This is a genomic window from Bradyrhizobium sp. 6(2017), assembly GCF_011058295.2.
Classification (GTDB): domain Bacteria; phylum Pseudomonadota; class Alphaproteobacteria; order Rhizobiales; family Xanthobacteraceae; genus Bradyrhizobium; species Bradyrhizobium septentrionale.
The window spans coordinates 8,089,010-8,108,976 of sequence record NZ_CP049289.2 but is presented as its reverse complement, the minus strand read 5'-3'; the positions used below and the strand labels follow the sequence as shown (position 1 = coordinate 8,108,976).

At 57.9% G+C, this 19,967-nt stretch carries 18 protein-coding genes and 1 pseudogene; 14 read left to right on the top strand and 5 right to left on the bottom strand.

Annotated features, from left to right (window positions below; all coding sequences use genetic code 11):
• The first annotated feature begins 399 nt into the window (after positions 1-399).
• From G6P99_RS38510 to G6P99_RS47825, 9 genes and pseudogenes are all read left to right on the top strand, one after another.
• On the top strand, positions 400-2,061 hold the full coding sequence (locus G6P99_RS38510) for a class I tRNA ligase family protein (protein WP_165125929.1): 1,662 nt from the start codon (positions 400-402) through the stop codon (positions 2,059-2,061).
• Complete coding sequence (locus G6P99_RS38505; protein ID WP_165125926.1) at positions 2,058-3,275, top strand: MFS transporter; 1,218 nt, start codon at positions 2,058-2,060, stop codon at positions 3,273-3,275. Before G6P99_RS38510 ends, G6P99_RS38505 begins: the two co-directional genes overlap by 4 nt.
• A 24-nt stretch (positions 3,276-3,299) precedes the next feature.
• Positions 3,300-4,610 (top strand): lysine N(6)-hydroxylase/L-ornithine N(5)-oxygenase family protein, encoded by a 1,311-nt coding sequence (locus G6P99_RS38500; protein WP_165125923.1) that lies wholly within the window; start codon positions 3,300-3,302, stop codon positions 4,608-4,610.
• A 55-nt stretch (positions 4,611-4,665) separates the two neighbouring features.
• Positions 4,666-5,010 carry a cupin domain-containing protein gene (locus tag G6P99_RS38495; protein ID WP_165125920.1) on the top strand — a complete coding sequence of 115 codons (345 nt, stop codon included), beginning with the start codon at positions 4,666-4,668 and terminating at the stop codon, positions 5,008-5,010.
• Positions 5,007-6,071 carry an NAD(P)/FAD-dependent oxidoreductase gene (locus G6P99_RS38490; protein ID WP_165125917.1) on the top strand — a complete coding sequence of 355 codons (1,065 nt, stop codon included), beginning with the start codon at positions 5,007-5,009 and terminating at the stop codon, positions 6,069-6,071. The genes G6P99_RS38495 and G6P99_RS38490 overlap by 4 nt, the downstream gene beginning before the upstream one ends.
• Positions 6,072-6,106: 35 nt before the next feature.
• Complete coding sequence (gene alr, locus G6P99_RS38485) at positions 6,107-7,261, top strand: alanine racemase (RefSeq protein ID WP_245284911.1); 1,155 nt, start codon at positions 6,107-6,109, stop codon at positions 7,259-7,261.
• Positions 7,262-7,273: 12 nt separating this feature from the next.
• A complete protein-coding gene (locus tag G6P99_RS38480; protein ID WP_246709748.1) occupies positions 7,274-7,987 on the top strand; it encodes a hypothetical protein in 714 nt (237 codons plus the stop codon).
• Positions 7,988-8,155: 168 nt separating this feature from the next.
• Positions 8,156-9,502 (top strand): IS5 family transposase, encoded by a 1,347-nt coding sequence (locus G6P99_RS38475; RefSeq protein ID WP_165125914.1) that lies wholly within the window; start codon positions 8,156-8,158, stop codon positions 9,500-9,502.
• Between the two features lie 137 nt (positions 9,503-9,639).
• Positions 9,640-10,982: pseudogene (locus G6P99_RS47825) on the top strand (IS1380 family transposase).
• A 104-nt stretch (positions 10,983-11,086) separates the two neighbouring features.
• Here the strand turns inward: G6P99_RS47825 and G6P99_RS38460 are convergent.
• The 3 genes from G6P99_RS38460 to G6P99_RS38450 all read right to left on the bottom strand — a co-directional run bounded on the left by G6P99_RS38460 (position 11,087) and on the right by G6P99_RS38450 (position 13,762).
• Positions 11,087-11,473: a hypothetical protein gene (locus tag G6P99_RS38460; RefSeq protein ID WP_156929045.1), complete on the bottom strand. Its 387-nt coding sequence runs from the start codon at positions 11,471-11,473 to the stop codon at positions 11,087-11,089.
• A gap of 255 nt (positions 11,474-11,728) precedes the next feature.
• Positions 11,729-13,369, bottom strand: coding sequence for a chaperonin GroEL (groL, locus tag G6P99_RS38455; RefSeq protein ID WP_029084837.1), 1,641 nt, complete (start codon positions 13,367-13,369; stop codon positions 11,729-11,731).
• A gap of 78 nt (positions 13,370-13,447) precedes the next feature.
• Positions 13,448-13,762, bottom strand: coding sequence for a co-chaperone GroES (locus G6P99_RS38450; RefSeq protein WP_029084836.1), 315 nt, complete (start codon positions 13,760-13,762; stop codon positions 13,448-13,450).
• 597 nt (positions 13,763-14,359) lie between these two features.
• On the opposite strand from G6P99_RS38450, the gene G6P99_RS38445 reads away from it, so the two are divergent.
• The 3 genes from G6P99_RS38445 (at position 14,360) to G6P99_RS38435 (ending at position 15,760) form a co-directional block, all read left to right on the top strand.
• Complete coding sequence (locus tag G6P99_RS38445) at positions 14,360-14,671, top strand: GNAT family N-acetyltransferase (RefSeq protein WP_165125911.1); 312 nt, start codon at positions 14,360-14,362, stop codon at positions 14,669-14,671.
• Between the two features lie 174 nt (positions 14,672-14,845).
• The gene (locus G6P99_RS38440; protein ID WP_165125908.1) at positions 14,846-15,160 is read left to right on the top strand and encodes a hypothetical protein; all 315 of its coding nucleotides are present in this window, start codon (positions 14,846-14,848) and stop codon (positions 15,158-15,160) included.
• Positions 15,161-15,550: 390 nt separating this feature from the next.
• On the top strand, positions 15,551-15,760 hold the full coding sequence (locus G6P99_RS38435) for a hypothetical protein (protein WP_165125905.1): 210 nt from the start codon (positions 15,551-15,553) through the stop codon (positions 15,758-15,760).
• A 31-nt stretch (positions 15,761-15,791) separates the two neighbouring features.
• Here the strand turns inward: G6P99_RS38435 and G6P99_RS38430 are convergent, their stop codons facing one another.
• On the bottom strand, positions 15,792-15,929 hold the full coding sequence (locus G6P99_RS38430) for a LuxR C-terminal-related transcriptional regulator (protein ID WP_165125902.1): 138 nt from the start codon (positions 15,927-15,929) through the stop codon (positions 15,792-15,794).
• A gap of 1,588 nt (positions 15,930-17,517) precedes the next feature.
• On the opposite strand from G6P99_RS38430, the gene G6P99_RS38425 reads away from it, so the two are divergent.
• Together G6P99_RS38425 and G6P99_RS38420 are read left to right on the top strand one after the other, a co-directional pair.
• Positions 17,518-17,994 carry an Lrp/AsnC family transcriptional regulator gene (locus G6P99_RS38425; protein ID WP_029084834.1) on the top strand — a complete coding sequence of 159 codons (477 nt, stop codon included), beginning with the start codon at positions 17,518-17,520 and terminating at the stop codon, positions 17,992-17,994.
• Positions 17,995-18,494: 500 nt separating this feature from the next.
• Positions 18,495-19,142 carry an FkbM family methyltransferase gene (locus tag G6P99_RS38420; RefSeq protein WP_029084833.1) on the top strand — a complete coding sequence of 216 codons (648 nt, stop codon included), beginning with the start codon at positions 18,495-18,497 and terminating at the stop codon, positions 19,140-19,142.
• A gap of 218 nt (positions 19,143-19,360) precedes the next feature.
• On the opposite strand, the gene G6P99_RS38415 is transcribed toward G6P99_RS38420, so the two are convergent.
• Positions 19,361-19,543 (bottom strand): hypothetical protein, encoded by a 183-nt coding sequence (locus G6P99_RS38415; protein WP_165125899.1) that lies wholly within the window; start codon positions 19,541-19,543, stop codon positions 19,361-19,363.
• Positions 19,544-19,967 lie beyond the last annotated feature (424 nt).

Genomic DNA, 19,967 nt, shown 5'->3' with positions numbered 1-19,967 from the left:
GGTCGTCGGCTTCGCGACCAATGTTCGAAAGTTGACGGTACGCAGGTTCAGACAAGGAGAAAAATCAGCAGTCGCAGTTGGCCCGCTGCTTGCTTGTTTACGGCTTGGTCAGCGGCCGCTTGCGGGCATGTCGTTGGCTCATCGAGTCGAGCCGGGGGGGAGTTCAACTATGTCGGAAGCCGAAGCCGCGCGAACAATGGAGGCGGCGAAGTCGTCCTATCGAAGAGCTCGGACCGGATGCGGCAAGTCACCTTTGACTGATTGTAGAATCCGCCTTGAAGCAACCAATCGGCCTGTATCCGTATCTGCGTCGAGCTATCGCGATCGCCATTGCCGGAGAGATGTCAGCGCACCTGGCATGCTGGCGGCGATGTATCCACGGAAGTCATTTGTGCCGACATGAAGAAAAGCCCAACTATCGCGCGGATAAATGCAGCAAACACGCATCCGATCGATGTGTATGTCTCCCCAGTGAATTTGACTGCCAATGGCAGGGCACATCTGGGGCACGCCGCTGGGCCTTATCTTCGGATGGATGTCGTGCAGAGGCACCTGAAGAGGGCGGGGCATCGAGTTCGCTCTGGGCTGACCACCGACGGCTTCGAGAATCATGTTTTGGTCCGGGCGGCTCGCGAGAACACTGATCCATCGGAACTCGCGCATGGCTTCCACGTCAAGATCGTTGAGGATCTCGCCTCGCTAGGCATTGTTTTCGACCATTTCGATGATCCTGCGCATGGCCGAAATCTGCAGCGCTTCTCGAATGTGAGTGGCGCGCTCATGGGGGCATTGTTTGCAGCCGGAAGTCTGCAATTCCGCACAATGCGTTTACCAATTGACGATACGCCCTCAGCTGTCACGCGGCCAGAACAACGTTTTTGCATTGGGGGCTGGTTTGGTGCGACCTGTCCGGTTTGTGCGGCTTCTGCCGGCAGCTTCTTCTGCGAGCAATGTGGATATCATTTCGAGCCCGAAGAGGCGCGGGATCCGATATCAAGGCGAGGGCGGATCGTACAATGGGCGGATGACATTTCCGCCTTCCTTTCAATTTCGGAAAAAGACCGGCTTCTACGGGCGTGGGACGACACGGCTATAGAGCCAAGTTTTCGGGACATAGCGAAGCGGTATGTCGCGCGCAAAGGACAGCAGATGCGGCTGACCGTGCCGGGATTGCACGGGTTGGGTTGGAGTTCGCCGCATTTCAAGACCCGGCAAATATTGTTCAGCTACTCCTCGCTACTCTACGCTCATTCTCTCTATTGCGGCCAGAGAGACACAGAAGGCAGCGGCAGGCCTAGTCCTTTTGTTCTCGACTCCGATGCGTTCCTCATTAGTGCTACCGGTGTCGATAACACAATTCCGATGCTCGTGGGTACTACAGGGTGCGCGCTGGGCCAGGACTCGTTTCGGCCGTTCGATCGTATCTTCTTCAACTACTTTTTGCGATTGAACGGATCGAAGTTCTCCACCAGCCGAGGTCACGTGATCTGGGCGGGCGAGATCGCTCGAACTCCAAATGTATCAATCGATGTTCTTAGAGTGTACCTGTCGGAAATGTGTCCGGAGAAGGCCGAGGCCGATTTGATATCAGAGCAGCTGGTCGATCGTTACAACGTACTTTTCGATCAGATGTCTGCAGCTATCGACCGCTGCACAGGCATCGTAAGCGCAGTACCGGCTCCAACCTGCTGCTACGTAGATGGCGCGATGATGACCGCGCTCGACAGGCTCTACGAGAAGCAGTGCGCGGCACTTTCGCTGGATCATCTGCTGGTATCACAAGCGTCAAAGCCAGTCATCGAATGGGTCGACTGTGTGAATGCGGCGACGAGCCATGAGACCGCTTACACTTGGCTGATGGGCTTTAGCGTGCTGGGTTGGCCGCTGATGCCGAAGATCACCGAAGCGTTATGGCGCTGGCTGGGGCATAGCGGACATCCGCTTGCCGGATGCGCGTCAAGGCCATCATCTGCGCGAAACGGATCAGTACCGAAGATCGATGGGCGCAGGTTAGCGGCTAAAGACATTGATTGGTGCCTGCCCGGAAAGAGCGCAGCATGACACAGGCCAAGCATATCGTTCCTGCTGAGGACTTGCCCAATGCAATCGCGTTGCAGGTCTCAATCCCCTTCATGTTTGGCAGTATCAGCTTGGCCGCTTGCTACGGCTCGAGTTTCTTTCTTGTGGACGCGTTAACCGCCGTTCGACAAAACGACACGACCGCCGGAGCCGTTGTTTCGATCGGTACGATCGCAACGATATTGTGCTCGCTTGTGGCCGGCCGGATTGCCGACGTGCTCGGCGTGATGCGAACGATCACACTCGCTGCAGCGATCATGGCCCTGGCCATGGTATGTTTCGCATCAGCATCGCTTGCGACGCTGATAGCTTACATCGGTGGACTTCTGCTGGGCATTGGATGGTCGGTCTTTTATATACTAGCGCCGCTTCAAATCTTCTGCCACGTGCGAGCTGAGGCTCGTATCAAGTATCTTACGTTGCTTTCCGCATCTCAAATGCTTGGCATCGGGCTTGCGGCGCCCCTCGCACGCGCGCTCGCGGAAGCCGCTGGATCCTACATTGCAGTTTACTGCCTATTTGCAGCTGCCTGTCTTGCGGGCGCGGCGCTCTTGGAGTCCGCAGGCAGGGTCCTGGCGCAAGCTCCACAGATCGAAATGCCGGCTGTGCGGCTGACCTTTGGAAGTCTGGTGCGAACCTTCAAGGCGAACACGCGCTATCCAGTCATCATGATCGGCATCGCAGCCTGCGTTTTCGCCGGTCTGTCCACGTTCCAAACGCTCTACGCGACATCGCGAGCACAGTCTGCGGATACGTTCTTTCTGGTCTTCACGCTGACAGCGGTCTTCTTGCGTTTTGCGGTGGCACCGATCATTGGGCTCTGGCGGCTTGAACGCGTAGCTGCATTTCTGATCCTTTGCACTATTGCGGGGCTATTCGTCCTGTTGATGAACGTAGGAAGTCCAGCGATCTACATTCTCGGGACGATGATGTTTGCGCTCGGATACGGTCTCAGCTATTCGACTTTGAACAGCATGGTCGTTCACATTGCCGCTATTGATGGGTCATCGTTGGCCGTTGCGTCTCAGGTGTTCACTCTCTCCTACTTCATTGGCCTATTTGGATTTCCGTACATCGCTGGGCAAATCATAGGGGTCGGCAGTTTCGATTATCTATTGATGAGCATGATGTTGCTGGTCGGCGCCAATGGCGCTCTTCTTACAATTCAAGTATTCGTGAGCGGCGGGAGGCATTGAGTGGCGCGCCTCAGGGATCATGGGATGATCAAGGACGGCGTTGGCCGCGACGTAGTCGCGATCGGTGCTGGGCCTGCAAATCTAAGTCTGGCGGCGCTCGCGGTTCCGGTTTCGGAAATTTCTGTGCACATCCTGGAAAGATCGGACTCGGTTGAGTGGCATCCCGGACTGCTTCTAGGAGGTGCCCTTATGCAAACCAGCCCGCTAAAGGACCTTGTTACGCCGGCGGATCCAACCAGTGCCTACAGCTTCATCGCCTACTTGCATGATCAAGGACGGCTTTATCAAGCCATCGTCCGTGGACTTGACCACGTCAGCCGTGCTGAATTTGAAGACTATTTGCGATGGGCAGCAAAAAAGCTGGCGAACGTTCGGTTTGGCGAACGTGTCGTCGCACTCGAGCTGCGAGGCAGCTCCTTTGACGTCATAACCACTCACCGCAAATACCAAACCTGTACAGCTGTGGTAGGTGTGGGTCGCGTTCCATCTATTCCTGATTGGAGCAGCAATGCACCGCCAGACGAGGTGTTCCACGGGAGTGCCCTTCTGCTGCGACGGCGCGAGCTGTCGAGCAAGCGTGTTATGGTGGTGGGTGGCGGCCAGAGCGGGGCGGAGGTATTCCTTCATCTCCTGCGTGGTGGTTGCGGCGCGCTCAGAGCCCTGACCTGGGTGACGCGCCGCGCGAATATCTTTGCGCTCGAAAATAGCCCGTTCGTGAACGAATGGTTCTTTCCGCGGTATGGTGGGTGGTTCTTCGAGCAGAGCGAATCGGCGCGCAAAAGAATTCTGGCGCGGCAAGCATTGGCCAGCGACGGGGTGAACTGCGTGACGCTCCGCGCCATCTACGACGCCCTCTACGATCGAGAGCTTCGCCGAGGAACATACCCCGCTCAGGTCGAAATATGCGTCGACACCACAGCCGACGAGTTGCAAGGCGCGTCCCCCTTTCGCGTGGGTTTGCGTCAGCAGACGACAGGCATTTGTTCTGAACATGCCGCCGACATTATCATCTTAGCCACGGGTTATCGGACCGAGATCCCTTCGTTCCTAGATCCGATCGCGGGCCGACTGACGGTCGCGAGTGCCCCCGGTGGCTCTCGGGAAATCGTCGTCAAGAAGGACTTTTCGGCTCGTTTCGATGGTCCCGAGACATGCCGTTTGTATGTGCAGAACGGCGCGCGCCTTCAACATGGTGTCGCTGATACCAACCTCAGCTTGGTACCCTGGCGCGCTTCAATAATCCTCAATTCGATCATCGGCCGCGTAGCCTACGAATGCGGCGAGGAAACTGGCGCCGTCAAGTGGAGCAGCACATGCTTGGACGATCCCAGTTAAGGGACGAACAGTTGCCAGCAGCCTTGAACCAGCCTTTCCTTAATCGGGGTATACTATGAAAGATGCAGAGCTGATTACGTTAGGCGACATCACCGCTTATAGCCCCGGCGTCGTGCTGCAGGAGGTCAAAGGCATAGGCAATCAACAGACGACTTGTTGTCCCGTCGAACTCATCGAATTCCGGCTTGATCCGTTCGCGGTGTCGACGCCGCATTCCCATCCGTCCAGCGAGATCTGGCGCATTACCGGCGGCAGCGGTCGGGTGGTGACCAATGATGGTGAGTTGGCTGTGAAAGCAGGAGACCTTGTGTTTCTGCGACCTGATCGAACTCATCACCTGGAAAATAGCGGCTGCGAAGCTCTGAGCGCCCTGTCTATCTCCTGGAGGGAAACCCGATGACCGGCGGGATTTATGACCTGGCGGTTATCGGCGCGGGCGTCATGGGTCTTAGTGCCGCCTTCATCGCGGCGCGCAATGATCCGAAGCAAAGGATCGTTATCTTCGAACGAGATATCGTTGGAGCAGGTGCCAGCGGGTTTGCTCCCGGAATCCAAATCAACATTTGTCGGAATGATGGGGAAAGGAGCCTCATTGATCGCGGTTCGAGATTCTGGCGTGGGATCTATCCCCGTGGTGGCTGGCACAATGGCCGAGACTGTGACGTGTTCTGGCTGACCCGCAATCCGGACGAACTCGCGCGACTGGCTGGCATAGGCGGCACTACCCCCTCAACGTCGGTCGAGCTGACCGAGAGGCTTTCCTCGCTGCCAAATTTTCAGATTGCCGACGATATAGCTGTAGCGCTCGATCGGGGCTCGTATAGCCCGGTCGATTTAATTGTCCAGGATTTGGCCGAACGGCTCAGGGCCCTCGGTATTTCGATATTCGAGCAAACGTCTATTGAAAAGATAAGGCAGGGCCCACGTAATCTTCTTCTTCGGACCTCGGACGATAGCGAAATCTCGGCGCGGCGAGCTATCCTGGCAATTGGTCCATGGCTTCCAGCATCACCATTACGCGAGCACCTGGCAGACGAACCGCGGTTGCGGGTTAAAAAGGTCGTCGCCCTTCATCTCGCAGCGCGTCCCTCCTCGAACTGTCCGATGATCGGCCTGTTGGATGACTACGCTTTCCTCATTCCCATGATCGCGGACGGCTATTGGTTGTTCAGCTTTACCTCGCAGGAATGGGATGTCAGGCCCGACAGCGACGCGTTGCATGTCAGTTCAGACGATTTGGCGCGCGCAACAGCAATATTGGCGAAATGGTTCTCCGTGGACGTGCCGGCGATTGCGTCAGTACGGGTGTTCTGCGACTGCTATTCGGACGATGCCGTCCCGTTCGCGCGTCCCGCTCGAGCCATCGCCGGGCTTCAGGTCATTGGTGGCGGCGCAGGTAACGGGTTTCGGTTTGGGCCCGCCTGTGCGGAAGAAGCAATACGATCCTTGTATTCTCCGTAGTCGCGATGTCAGCGCCGGGACACGAGGAAGGGCATATGCCTGAATCGATTCATACCGAAGCGAAGCTTTCTATCCAAGAAGCAGACAACGGTTATTTCAATATGTCGAGATCCACCATGATTGTGGATCTCGGCGCGATCCAATCGAACTATCGGAGAGTTCAGGCGCTTGCCCCGCATAGCGCATGCGGCGCGGTTGTCAAAGCGGACGCCTATGGCCTCGGCGCGAAGCATATAGCGCCCTTCCTTGCTCAACTTGGCTGCAGGGACTTTTTCGTAGCCGATGTGGAGGAGGGGATCGCCCTGCGCGATGTGCTACCATCATCTTCGAAGATCTACATCCTCCACGGCGCTATGCCAGGTATGGAGCTGGCAGCCGAGCAGCATGATCTATTGCCAATCCTCAACAGCAGGGAACAATTGGATGCATGGCTTCGGCATTGCCGACAGCGTAATCGGGCACTACCAGCGGGTATCCATGTCGACACCGGACTGGCTCGATTGGGTTTTGCCGTTGATGAATTGCGAGCAATCGCCGAGTACGACAGTGGACTGTCGGAATTACCCGTAGCGCTATTCATGAGTCAGCTCGCCTGTGCAGAATGGCGCAACGGGGACAGTTTTCAACAATTGAGAAGGTTTCGCGAACTCACACAGTTGTTTCCGGAAGCGATCCTCTCATTGTCGAACTCGGCTGCCCTATTTGCCGGATGCGAGTTTCATTTCGACCTCATAAGAGCAGGTGGAGGAATTTTTGGCTTTTTGACGTCTGATGATCCCTGCTTCAAGCCATCGCAAGTCGTCCATCTGCGAACTCAGATCGTTCAATCTCGCAAAGTAGAGCCTGGTGAGACGATCGGATACTGCAGGTCGTACCGAGCGAGCAGGCAGATGCGTGTTGCTACCGCCTCTATCGGTTATGCGGATGGCTTTCCACGTAGTCTTGGCAATCGAGGGAATGTCTTCATATGTGGTATTCGTGTGCCTATCGTCGGCTTTGTTTCGATGGACCTTATTACAATTGATGTAACGGATCTGCCTGAGAGTTGGACGACTCCGGGCGCAATGGTTGACGTGATCTGCCCTGAACAGACTGTGACGGATCTAGCATCTGCGGCCAGGATGCTGAGCGATGAGGTGACCACAGCGATGGGGCGGCGGTGCCGTAGGCTCTATGTCTCGGCGAAATGACATGAGGCGCCGATGAACTCCTCTGCTCCTGAATTCGAGCAATTCAATCGATCGATCTATCTACATGGCGAAGCTGGGCGTCTCATGCGCCCGAATTACTTCACCGCCAAGGTGCGTCAGTTCCACGAACTTGAGCGACGCTTTTATGCCGATCTGCTGCGCGCAGCCCGATATGATTTGGTCATTGAGGTAGGTTGCAGCTGCTATCGCCTCATTGGAGTCAAGAGCGATGCGAGTGATTACCTTGGGATCGATATAAACCCGGCTCGCACGCGAAGGCTAAAAAGCGGGAAAGGAGCAGTTATTCGCTGTGAGGCTGATAAATTCTTTAAAAGAACGCGGCTGATCAGTAAAATCAGGAGCCGATATGATGGAAAGGTACTCTGCATCCTGCCATTCAATTTTCTAGGTACGATGGATGCGCCAATGGAATTTCTAACACGCGTGTGTCAAGCGCCCTTTGATCTCGCTTTGTCGCTCTTTGCAACGAACGAGGCGGCAACGCTGGCGCGCTGCGAATATTATGATCTTTGTGGCATCGGGATTGAAAGTGTGGAGCGGACCGACGATTACGTCCGCCTGAACTGCTCCAACGGCTTCCGAGCATTTGCTTTCGAGCCGTTATTTCTTCAGAACCGCATAGCGGCTTGTGGCTTCCGCTTGAGCGGCGCGCAGTATTCTCACGTCTGCAACTTCCTGCATTTCAGGAAAAGCAATACTGGTTAGTCGCCCGTTAAGAAGCTTCCAGGCGACTGATCTGGAATCGTAATTTGGCTGGAATGACGTTCTGAGATTGCAAGGTTTTGGTGTTTTGCGCATCGGAAGCTTGCAATTTCGTTTTCGAGATTCCCTCGATGGGCGAAGCATGATTCCCTGTCCGCATCGGAGGGCACGATGCGGCCGAAGAAGCACAAAACGACGGGAGCGAACGATTTTTTCCGGGCGCGGCTCGACCAGATCATCAATCTGAAGCACGAGCTGGTCCGGCTCACCGGCAAGATCGATTGGGACTGGATCGACGGCGAGATCGCGCCGCTCTACAGCGAGAACGGCCGGCCGGGGACTGAGACCCGCTTCGTGATCGGGCTGTTGTTGCTCAAGCACATTTACGGGCTGTCCGATGAGGGGGTATGCGAACGCTGGGTCCACGACCCGTATTTCCAGTACTTCACTGGCGAAGAGTTCTTCCAGCACGCATTCCCGCACGAGCGCTCGGACCTGAGCCATTGGCGCAAGCGGCTCGGCGACAGACTGGAACTGCTATTGGCCGAGAGCCTGCGGGTGGCGCACGACGTCGGCGCGTTACGCGGCAAGGACCTTGAGCGGGTCACGGTCGACACCACGGTGCAGCCGAAGGCCATCACCTTTCCGACCGATGCCAAGCTGCTGCATGCGGCGATCCAGGGGCTCAACCGGCTAGCGAGGAAGCACGGAGTGCGGCTGCGGCAATCCTATTCTCGGATCGCCAAGGCCACCGCGATGATGGCGGGACGCTACGCCCATGCCAAACAGTTCAAGCGGCACCAGCGGCAGTTGCGCATCCTGCGCAGCCGCCTGGGCCGGATCATCCGCGACATCCGCCGCAAGATCGAAGGCCAGGATGCGCTCGAAGAGGCGTTCGCACTCCCGTTGAGCCGGGCCACGCAGATCCGCTCGCAGCAGCAGCGCCAGCGCGGCTGGAAGCTGTATTCCTTCCATGCCCCCGAGGTGGAGTGCATCGGCAAGGGCAAGGCCAGCGCGCCTTACGAGTTCGGCGTGAAGGCTTCCATCGTCACCAACAACCGGCCTGCTCCCGGCGGCCAGTTCGTGCTGCACGCCAAGGCGCTGCCCGATAACCCTTACGACGGTCACACCCTGCGGGACGTCATCGACCGAACCGAGACACTCACCGGCTGCGCGATCGAGTGCGCCTTTGTCGACAAGGGATACCGCGGCCATGACGCACAGAACCCGCGCCGCGTCTTCATCTCCGGCCAGAAGCGCGGCGTCTTCGGCACTATCAAGCGCCAGCTGCGGCGCCGCTCCGCTATCGAGCCCGTGATCGGCCATTTGAAGGCTGACGGACACCTCGGCCGCTGCTACCTCAAAGGCCGCGCCGGCGATGCCGCCAACGTCATCCTCTCCGCCGTCGGTTACAACTTCCGCCGCATCCTCGCCTGGCTAAGGGCTCTTTGGTACCTCTTCCTGGCTGCCTTCTTCTCAGTCACCAGCCACCGCACACCACTCAAATCGGCTTCTTAACCGACGACTGGTTAGCCCGTCTTATTCGTCAGAGGGCGCCTGAGAGGCTGGCGAGCGTGGTGTGAAGCGCTGATGCGGCGTAGGATTCGGTTGCAAAGCCAACCCCATCACCTTCAGCCGCGAACACCACGCCCGCCATGACCGATGATACGATTCCGCCCTTCTCGTTTCCAGCCGTTCACGCCAAGAAAGTCACAGCTGCCTTCGAAGGCGGTCGGCTGACCTCGAACGGGGGCGTGATGCTTCTGGCGATGGCCGAGCGGCGTCTCGGCTTGGCCGACAATTTGGCCCGGGTGTTCCCGGATCGGCGCGATCCGACGCGGGTCGTGCACAGCCTTGTCGATATGTTCCGCGCGCGCATGTTCGCGATCTGCTGCGGCTACGAGGACGCCGACGACCTCGATCATCTGCGGTCCGATCCCGCATTCAAGCTGGCCTGCGGACGGCTGCCGGAGACGGGTCGCGATCTGTGTTCCCAACCGACGCTGTCGCGGCTGGAGAATGCTCCGCGCCTGCGCGACGTGATCCGACTGACCTACACTTTGGTCGATGCATGGATGGATAGCTACCCGCGCGAGCCGGCATCCGTCACGCTTGACATCGATGATACCTGCGATGTCGTCCACGGCCATCAGCAGCTCTCGCTGTTCAACGCTCATTATGACGAACGCTGCTTCCTGCCGATCCACGTCTACGACACGGAGAAGAGCCGGCCCGTGGCGGTCGTGCTGCGGCCCGGCAAGACGCCGGGCGGCGTCGAGGTGCGTGCCCATCTGCGCCGCCTGATACGGCATATCCGGACGCGGTGGCACAACACGCGAATTACGTTCCGTGGCGACGGGCGCTATGCTCGGCCGGAAGCAATGGCGTGGTGCGAGACCAACGGCATCGACTACATCTTCGGTCTGTCCGGCACCAAGCCGCTCGCCAGAAAAGTCGACGAGGCCGCCGACGACATCCGCACGCGACGCGCCATCGAGAACCTGCCGGTTCTGCGTGGCTATACCGAGACGCGCCACAAGGCAAAGTCCTGGGATCGCGAACGACGACCGTCGCCCGTATTGAGGCGACGATGCTCGGCCTCGACATCCGTTTGGTCGTCACCAGCCTCGATGTCGGCTCGGCCGAGTGGATCTACGACAGCCTGTATTGCGCGCGCGGCCAAGCCGAGAATCTGATCAAGCTGCATAAGACACAGCTCGCCTCCGACCGCACCAGCTGCCGTTCGGCGCTCGCCAATCAAGTCCGCCTCGTTCTCCACACCGCCGCTTATTGGCTGATGCTGACCGTGCGCGACGCGATTCCCAAAGCCCGGGAATTGGCCACAGCCGAGTTCGCGACGCTGCGTCTTCGGCTCTTGAAAATCGCCGCCCGTGTCGTCGAGACCACGAGCCGCATTCGCCTTGCGTTTGCCGCGGCATGTCCCGAAGCCGACCTGATCCGCGGCTTGCCAGGCGCGCTGCTGCCGCTCGGTCCTTGACCGGCGGGGCGTCCGCCCCCCGTTCGCCCAACCTACACCTCAAGCGCGTTGCAAAGTACGGGTCGTCAGGCGGTGAAAAGCCGAAGGCAATCCCGCGCGCCTTGTCAGAGCAGATGTGCGGCCACATCAAGCGGACTAAAAAAAGCACTCTCACGAATAGGACGGGTTAGGACATGCAAACACGCACTGCAGATCACAGCTGATGGAGAAGTGCGATCGCCAGCACTGGCCTGTCCCAGCCAAATCGATCTTTCAATCTCCGCCATCTGCCGGCCCCTGCCGGAGCAGGAGTGATAAGAATAAGGCAGGATATTCCCATCGTGCCTTAGGCTGATGATCCAAGGAGATCGTTTGCTGCATTGCAGCTCATCTTTGTTTGCGGACACCACCGCGTCGCCCTTTTCGAGTGCGGTCTCGAAGACCTCTTTAAGCCTGGGATCCAGCAAAATCTCCTCCGCCGCGCTGAAATCCGTAACGGGATGCCAAGTCATGCCTCCGCGAGGCGGTGGCAGGGTGGCGGATTCGAAAGCGTACGCGCATCGCCCCTCGCCAGATTGGCCTTGCTCAATGAATTTTCGTAAGCGACTCAAAAGCGTCCCCAATTGATCTTGAGTATCTCGGCGCAAGCTGCCGATCCAGTTCGAAGCTCGCAAGGGCTGAGGATCATTGCAAGCCCGACCGAAGCCGCAAGAACCCCGGCATTGCTGCCAGGGTTCTGCCAGTCATGGCTGCCGAGAGAGGCTGGATCAGAAGTCCATGCCGCCCATGCCCCCGCCCGGGGGCATTGCGGGCCCGGCCGCAGCCTTCTTCGGCAGCTCGGCGACCATCGCTTCCGTGGTAATCAGGAGTGCAGCAACCGAGGCGGCGTTCTGAACTGCGATGCGCACGACCTTGGTCGGGTCGATGATGCCCTTGGAGACAAGATTGCTGTATTCGCCGGTCTGCGCATCGAAGCCGAAAGAATATTGATCCTTCTCGAGCACTTTGCCGACCACGACCGAGCCGTCTTCGCCAGCATTGATCGCGATCAGGCGGGCAGGCCAGGACAGCGCCTTGCGCACGATCTCGACGCCGGTCTTCTGGTCGTCGTTCTTGGTGCTCAGGCCCTTGAGTTGCCCGGACGCTCGGAGCAGGGCGACGCCCCCGCCAGGCAAAATACCTTCCTCGACGGCCGCGCGTGTGGCGTGCATCGCGTCATCAACGCGATCCTTGCGCTCCTTCACTTCGACTTCGGTCGCGCCGCCGACGCGGATTACTGCTACGCCGCCCGCAAGCTTGGCCAGACGCTCCTGCAGCCTCTCACGGTCATAGTCCGAGGTGGTCTCCTCGATCTGCGCTTTGATCTGGGCAATGCGGGCGTCGATGTCGGCCTTCTTGCCGGCGCCGTTGACGATCGTGGTGTTCTCCTTCTCGATCATCACCTTCTTGGCGCGGCCGAGCATCTGCAGCGTGACATTCTCGAGCTTGATGCCGAGGTCTTCCGAGATGGCCTGGCCGCCGGTCAGGATCGCGATGTCCTGCAGCATGGCCTTGCGGCGATCGCCGAAGCCCGGAGCCTTGACGGCCGCGACCTTCAGGCCGCCGCGCAGGCGGTTGACGACGAGGGTGGCGAGGGCTTCGCCTTCGACGTCTTCAGCGACGATGACCAGCGGCTTTCCGGTCTGCACCACGGCCTCGAGCAGCGGCAGCAGCTCGTTCAGCGAGGAGAGCTTCTTCTCGTTAATCAGGATGTAGGCGTCGTCCATTTCCACGCGCATCTTGTCGGCGTTGGTGACGAAGTAGGGCGAGATGTAGCCGCGATCGAACTGCATGCCCTCGACGACGTCGAGCTCGGTCTCGAGCGACTTGGCTTCCTCGACCGTGATCACGCCCTCGTTGCCGACCTTCTTCATGGCGTCGGCGAGGAACTTGCCGATCTCGGCATCGCCGTTGGCCGAGATGGTGCCGACCTGGGCGATCTCCTCGTTCGAGGTGACCTTCTTCGAGTTTTTCTGGAGGTCCGCAACGACGGCTTCGACCGCGAGGTCGATACCGCGCTTCAGGTCCATCGGGTTCATGCCGGCGGCAACCGACTTGGCACCTTCGCGAACGATGGCAGCCGCAAGCACGGTCGCGGTCGTGGTGCCATCTCCGGCCGCGTCAGCGGCTTTGGCGGCGACCTCGCGCACCATCTGCGCGCCCATATTCTCGAACTTTTCCTCCAGCTCCACCTCCTTGGCGACCGCGACCCCATCCTTGGTGATGCGCGGAGCGCCGAACGACTTCTCGAGCACCACGTTGCGGCCCTTCGGACCGAGCGTGACCTGAACGGCGTTGGCGAGGATATCGACACCCCGAAGCATGCGATCGCGCGCTTCTACGCCGAATTTGACCTCTTTGGCTGACATAATGATTCCTTCAGTTGTATTTCGACCTTCGGGGCGCCCGGCCGGCACTCTTCGGGGATAAGCAGTGTGAACGATGAACTAGGCGGCCTTCTTTCTTGAGAACACGTCGGTAAGAACGCCCATGACATCGCTTTCCTTCATGATCAATAGCTCTTGGCTGTCGATCTTGACCTCGGTGCCCGACCACTTGCCGAACAGCACGCGGTCGCCGACCTGCACGTCGATCGGGATCAGCTTGCCGGTCTCGTCACGGCCACCCGGGCCAACGGCGATAACTTCGCCTTGCGAGGGCTTTTCCTTGGCTGTGTCGGGAAGGATGATACCGCCAGCGGTCTTCTCTTCTGCGTCGATGCGTTTGACCACGACGCGATCGTGAAGCGGACGGAAATTCATGCAGGCCTCCTGAGCATTTGAACGGGTTGGAGATAGGCACATTGCGAACAGCGCCTTTATAGCAAGAGGCAGGCCAAAGATGAGCTGATTGATCCTGCCTGCAGTTCTGCTAAATCGTACACTTGGCCTGCGCGTATGTTCGTCCGGAAGCAAACGCGCTGGCGTACCCAGCCCGTCAAGCTGTCGTGAAAGTGACATTGCATCTCGTCAAAGCACCAGCATCGATCGTCACGCCTTGGCCTAAATCATGCAGGCTTGGGTCGCGGCAAGTCAGGCTGGTCAGAGGAGTCCGATGCATGCAGGCTCACGATTGGCAGGGCACTCGAGTGCCAACCCTCGTGATCCGCGGCTCTGCGCTGTTGGGCTTTGGCATCGAAACCGCTTGGACGGATTTGGAAGGAGCAATCATGCAGTCCGCGTCAAAAGAGAACGGGTCTATCAAGATCGTCGGCCCTGCCGACCGTCCGAAGGTCATTGCCGTTCTGACGACAGCCTTTACGACCTGCCTGCTGCTGAGATGGCTATATCCAGAACCGGAGCGCTACTTTCGCCATTTCGCCGGCTTCCTGGAATACTACGCCGGCGATCCCTACATCGATGGAAGTGGCGCGTATCTCGAAGACGGCCAGAAAGGTGCTATTCGAGGAGTTCGGCAAGTATCACCCCGAGGAGCCACACTGGTATTTCACCATGCTGGGCATCGATCCCATGCATCAAGGATCGGGCCGGGGCGGCCGTCTTTTCCAATACGGCCTTGCAATCCTGGACGAGGCGAAAGGCTTGGCATTCAACGAGGCCACCAGTCTCGGGTCGGCACGTCTGTATGAGCGGCTGGGATGGAAGATCGTGGGTGAGGTTCAGGTCGGCAGTTCGCCGCCCATTTTCCCGATAGTGCGCCGTCAGTCTTGATGGACCGTACGCGCGGGCCGGGCGGGGCAGAAGCTTTGTTCTACCCATGAATCAGGATCCGAATAGATCGCAGGGCCGCCGAGTTCGGCCCCTGCAAGACGCGCTCGTCATGTTGCAATCCCAGTATATCAAAAAAGTGGACGAACTGTTCTCCGCGATGCAGGAGGCAAATGAATGCTTTCTGGGATACCCGTTCGCGAGGGGATCGACTATGAACCCTTATGGCGCTTCTTGAAGTTCACAGACAACAACCTTGGAGACCCGTTCGAACCAGGAACCTATCGCGTCAACCCGCATACCCTGGAACGGGAAGTTATCGAATTCTTCGCCGAGCTGTTTCGAGCACCGCGGGAATTTCGGGGCTACATCACCAACGGAGGGACGGAAGGTAACATCCACGGTCTTTATCTCGCCCGTGAGCTCTATCCGGATGCTGTGACGTATTTCTCGTCTGATACCCATTACAGCGTGAGCTCTGCTCGGGGTTGAGCACCGCGTGGTTCGTTCGCAGCCAAATGGAGAGATCAGCTATGACCATCTGGCGCAGGAAGCGGCTCGTGAAAGGCCCGCCGTCGTGGTGGCAAACATAGGCACCACCATGAAGGAAGGCAGGGACGATACGCTCAAGATACGCGCCGTGCTTCGCGATGTCGGTATTGACGCTATCTACGTTCACTCCGACGCGGCACTATGCGGGGCATACGCGGCTCTCTTGAGCCCGAGGCCGCATTCGAGTTCGCGGATGGAGCGGACTCGATTACGGTCAGCGGACATAAGTTCCTTGGCGCGCCAAGGCCCTGCGGTATCGTTCTCTAGCGTAAAATTCATGCTCAGCGTATCGAGCGTTCTATCGATTACATCGGGAGCTTCGACGCGACCTTGAGTGGCTCGCGTAATGCCTATACACCGATCATCCTTTGGTATGCGATCCGTCGTCTGGGTGTCGAGGGCATCAAACAAATGTTTGTTGAATGCGAACAGCTCGCCACCTATGCAGCCAGGGAACTCAATGCCCGAGGCGTCAGCGCCTGGCGTAATCCTAATGCGCTTACGGTCGTCTTTCCTGCTGTCGATGAGTGTAAAGGCTAAATGGCAAATTGCGACTCAGGACGTAAGCCATTTAGTCGTTGCGCCAGACGAACATCTGCTGTGCGATTTGCGGATTTGACGCGCCGGTTGCAACCAGATGCAACACTTGGATCTCTCTGAGCGAGAGATCGTATGGCCACGAAATCTGCTCCTCGGTGACCACGACCATGGTATGCTGGCAGGGTATAATTGAGACGTGATGGCATTGGCCGCTGTCATCGCTCCACAGGAAGCGTCGCGGGGCCCAGTGCCTAAGCATTTCCGCGAGCAGTTTGCACCCCCTTCGCCCAGATGTCGACCCGCTGCACGTGCCAGCAAGTTGAAAGCGGCGCCACTTGAAGAAATCACCAACGCAAACGAGTTAGGAGCCACGCCTTCTGCGAGTAGAGGGGGCGTTCTCGGCCGGTCGCAGAGCTCGGCCAGAATGGGACGAAATCGCTGAGTGATGTCCTTGGGCTCATCCGTTGGCTCCGCTGATGTAGTCCACTTCATTGGAAAGCACCGACGTAGCGGCAGTCCGACAACCGCAAGCACATCGTCGAGCCCTCGTACCGATGGAATGAGAAATTCGCGCGCCGTCAGAGTCTCGGGAAACCAAAGGTTCCAGCCTCGCTCACAATCGCGCCACCTGAGCGAGCGCGGATCATCCTGATGCGCAATGGTGAAGGCAGGATTGTCTTTGACGAAATCATCATTGATGTGATCGAGCAGCTTCTCGGAGTAACCGTCACTTGCGAGTGTCTGATGCAGATGAGTCTGCGATAGCGGATCCCAAGCACTCAAAGTAAAAGCGGAACACTGCACCAAGGTCCTATCAATCAGTTGCGCGCGTGGATCGACGGATGCCGCATCCCACGGAACGATCACCGAGCTCTCTAAATGTGCTCTCACCGATTCCCCCTTAAGATATCATTGCGGAAGGAGCCAGCCGGTCACGCTCGGTCGATGTTACGTTGCGTTTTGGGCGGCTGTCGCGCCGCCTTGTTGCTCTCAGCGCTCCTAGCGGCTCGTTGTTTTAGCCAGCTTACGACAGTTAATATTCGTTCGCACCGGCTATTGGACTGCCCGGGGCCGTCGAAGGTTAGGTCGGTTGTCCGAGATGGGCTTTCCCACTAGCCCACCAGCTGTTCGACGACGTCCTCGCCAGGCGAATAGAGCGGGCGTTACACGCGCGCATTGGGCGAGACAAGCTGTTCGCCAGCGCAGTCCGTCCTGTGCGGCGCTGCTACTGGCTTCGCAAAATCGGTCAACTGATGTATTGAAGCAAGGTGCGGCGCGTCCGAAGCTTGGTCATCGCAGCATCTTTGGTCTCGCGATGTCTAAACCGGCGCTGCGGTGAAAAGGTCTGCGATAGAGCGCATCATGTACGCAATGGGTGTGAAGGGAGATCAGCCGGGCAAGGCACGAAGAGACAACAATGCGCTACTGCTCTGAAACTCTCGGAATTAGCATCGTCAAACGATGCGCCGTCTGTAATGGTCAGTTCGGACTGGTCCGGTACTACTCATGGCGGACCTCTCTTTGTTCAAGGAAGTGCCTCGATCGCCTGCGCGCCCGCCGGCAAGCCGACCGCAGCTGGCTGAGCAAGCTCGTCGCTCGAAAATCAACAAAGCGAGCGGGCGTGCGAGCCGAGCTGGTCTGACGCCCTACCGCTCCCCGCTTGAACGATCTGATTAGGTATTGGAAGGGCAGGGCTCAAGCGAGGGGCCGGGTTTGGTCGTGGAAAAACCTGCTCGCCCGTTGATCCCGCCAGAACCATGAAACTTGACAGAACTGATGCTCGCCTTCTTGACTTACTGCAAAGAAACAACCGTCTGAGCAGTGAAATACTCGGCGCGAAGGTCGGGTTGTCGGCCTCTGGCGTTCAGCGCCGACTGAAGCGCCTGCGAGCACTGCGCGTAATCGAAGCGGACGTTTCAATCATTTCTCCGAAAGCAATCGGACCAAACGTGACCCTGCTGGTTCTCGTCTCACTTCACCGGAATCGAGCCGACATCGTTGATCGCTTCAAGCGCACAATCTGCAAAATGACTGAGGTGATGAGCGGATTCTATGTCACCGGTCAGGCCCACTTCGTCCTGCTCGTTACCGCAGATAATCTGGAGGAGTACGAGCAATTTACCCGCCGCCTCTCTCATGAAAATCCGGACATAGAGCGCTTCGAAACCATGGTGGTTATGGATAGGGTCAAGGCAGGCTTTACCTTGCCAATTTCTTCGATCGCATGCTGGTGATCGCCCGATACCGTTCGAACGGAGGCCGGCGCTCGTTCAGTTCATCACAATTATCATCTATGCGGAGTGAACGTCGATCAGTAGCCTTTCCTGGAGCGGCCGCAGTCGCCCGTGGCCGCTCCCGGTACCTGGTGCCCGAAGGTGGTATCAAGACTGGTGACAATCAGACCACAATCCGTTCGGCGCGGGTCTTTATCGCCTTGCGAAGCCAGATCGCGATGCAGTGGTCAAAGGGCCACTCGCAAATCGCCTATGCCACCGCAAAGATCGCATTCCAGATGGCGCCCTCGAGAGCACGCCGCGGCCCGCTTCGCAAGACAAGCCGGCAGTGGCGGCAGCATCGTCCCTCGCCACGCTCGAGCGAAAGAGAGCGGCATCCGCGACTGCTCGCGCGCCGGCATATGAATTATATACGTTGATATACGTTGTGCTGGGATGTCTGACGTGTGATTGCGCGTCTAGGACAAAGTGTCAACGGAGTTCCAATGGAAAAACAACCCGTGTCTTCTGTGGACGTACATCAGCATATTCTGTCACTTCTTGGGATGTCCAATCCAGTGATCTTGGATATCGGCTGCAATGACGGAACCGATACGGCACATTTTCTCACCCTGTGCCCACAAGCTCAGCTTTACTGCTTTGAGCCGGACCCCCGAGCGATCGCGCGTTTCAAGAAGAAGCTCGGTCCACATCTCGATAAGGTGAAGCTGCTTGAAATTGCGATCAGCGAACGAAACGGGACGATCGACTTCCATCCAAGCAATGCAGATGGAGATGCAAAGGAATGGGACCTCTCTGGCTCAATACGCCGCCCGAAGAACCATCTTACCGAGTATGATTGGGTTCGCTTCGACCGTCCCTTCTCGGTTGAAACTCGACGGCTCGACGATTGGTGCAGCGAAGCTGGACTGAACACGGTCGATTTCATCTGGATGGACGTTCAAGGAGCCGAGGCCGATGTCATCGCCGGTGGCGTGCAGACGTTAAGCAACACGCGCTTCATCTACACGGAATATAGCGATCGCGAGCTCTACGAGGGGCAGCTGTCCCTGCAAGCCATTCTCGACCTATTACCATCATTCGAAGTGGCGGCTCATTATCCCCGCGAAGTGGAGGGTGACGTATTGCTGAAAAATACGCAATTCTAGCTGCCATATCCGGCAGCCCCGTTCGTCGGTGAAAGAGCTTGCCCCAGATTTATGTAGCACATTGTTGTGTAACAGCGATCGATCGGGCAAGCGGGCTCGTTGCCTCGTGGCTTCGCTCGCTACATGTCCTTTGACGTTCTCGGTTGTTGCCGTTGCACGGGCTTACGGACGGGAGATGCATGAGACTCCCGTGAGAATTGCTGAGTTGCTGATAATCGCTATTGTGATATATCGGCGCTGGGAGTGACGTCGCGGATAGCCGCGCGAGCCGTTTCAGATGCTTGAATCAGCTCCATCAGCCGGCGCTCATACTGTTTAAGCGTCTGAACGGCTGCTGTATGCTCTGGGCCTCTAGGAAGCTGCTGCACGGATTCGAACAACTGCCAAAGCAGCTGCATCATGTCTCGTAGTTCCTTGAGCCGCGCCAGTTTTGTCACCCGGTCAACCTTGCTCTAATTGCTCCAATGCGAAGGCGGGCTGAAGCATCGGCGTTCGATCCGATCAACACCGCAGATAGGAAGACGTGAGATCGGTAAAAAGGGTCGTTGTTCCCCGCCGGATGCAGTTTGTCGCACGATCGTCTCCGTTGGTTAGCTTCTTTCTCGCGGTTTTTTCGGTCCTGCGGTCTCGCTCATGATCCTGGCGGGAACCATTCAGTCTGCTGTACAGAGGCAAATGTTGAGCGAGGGTTTTGCAACGACCGTGCCATTAGCTCGATCCAAATAGCCTACGGATCTGAGAATGCTAGAGCATGATGAGATTAGGTTGAGCTGGAGCGGCGTCGAAAGTTCACCGCTCCCTTGGGAGAGGTCGATTTGCGTAGCA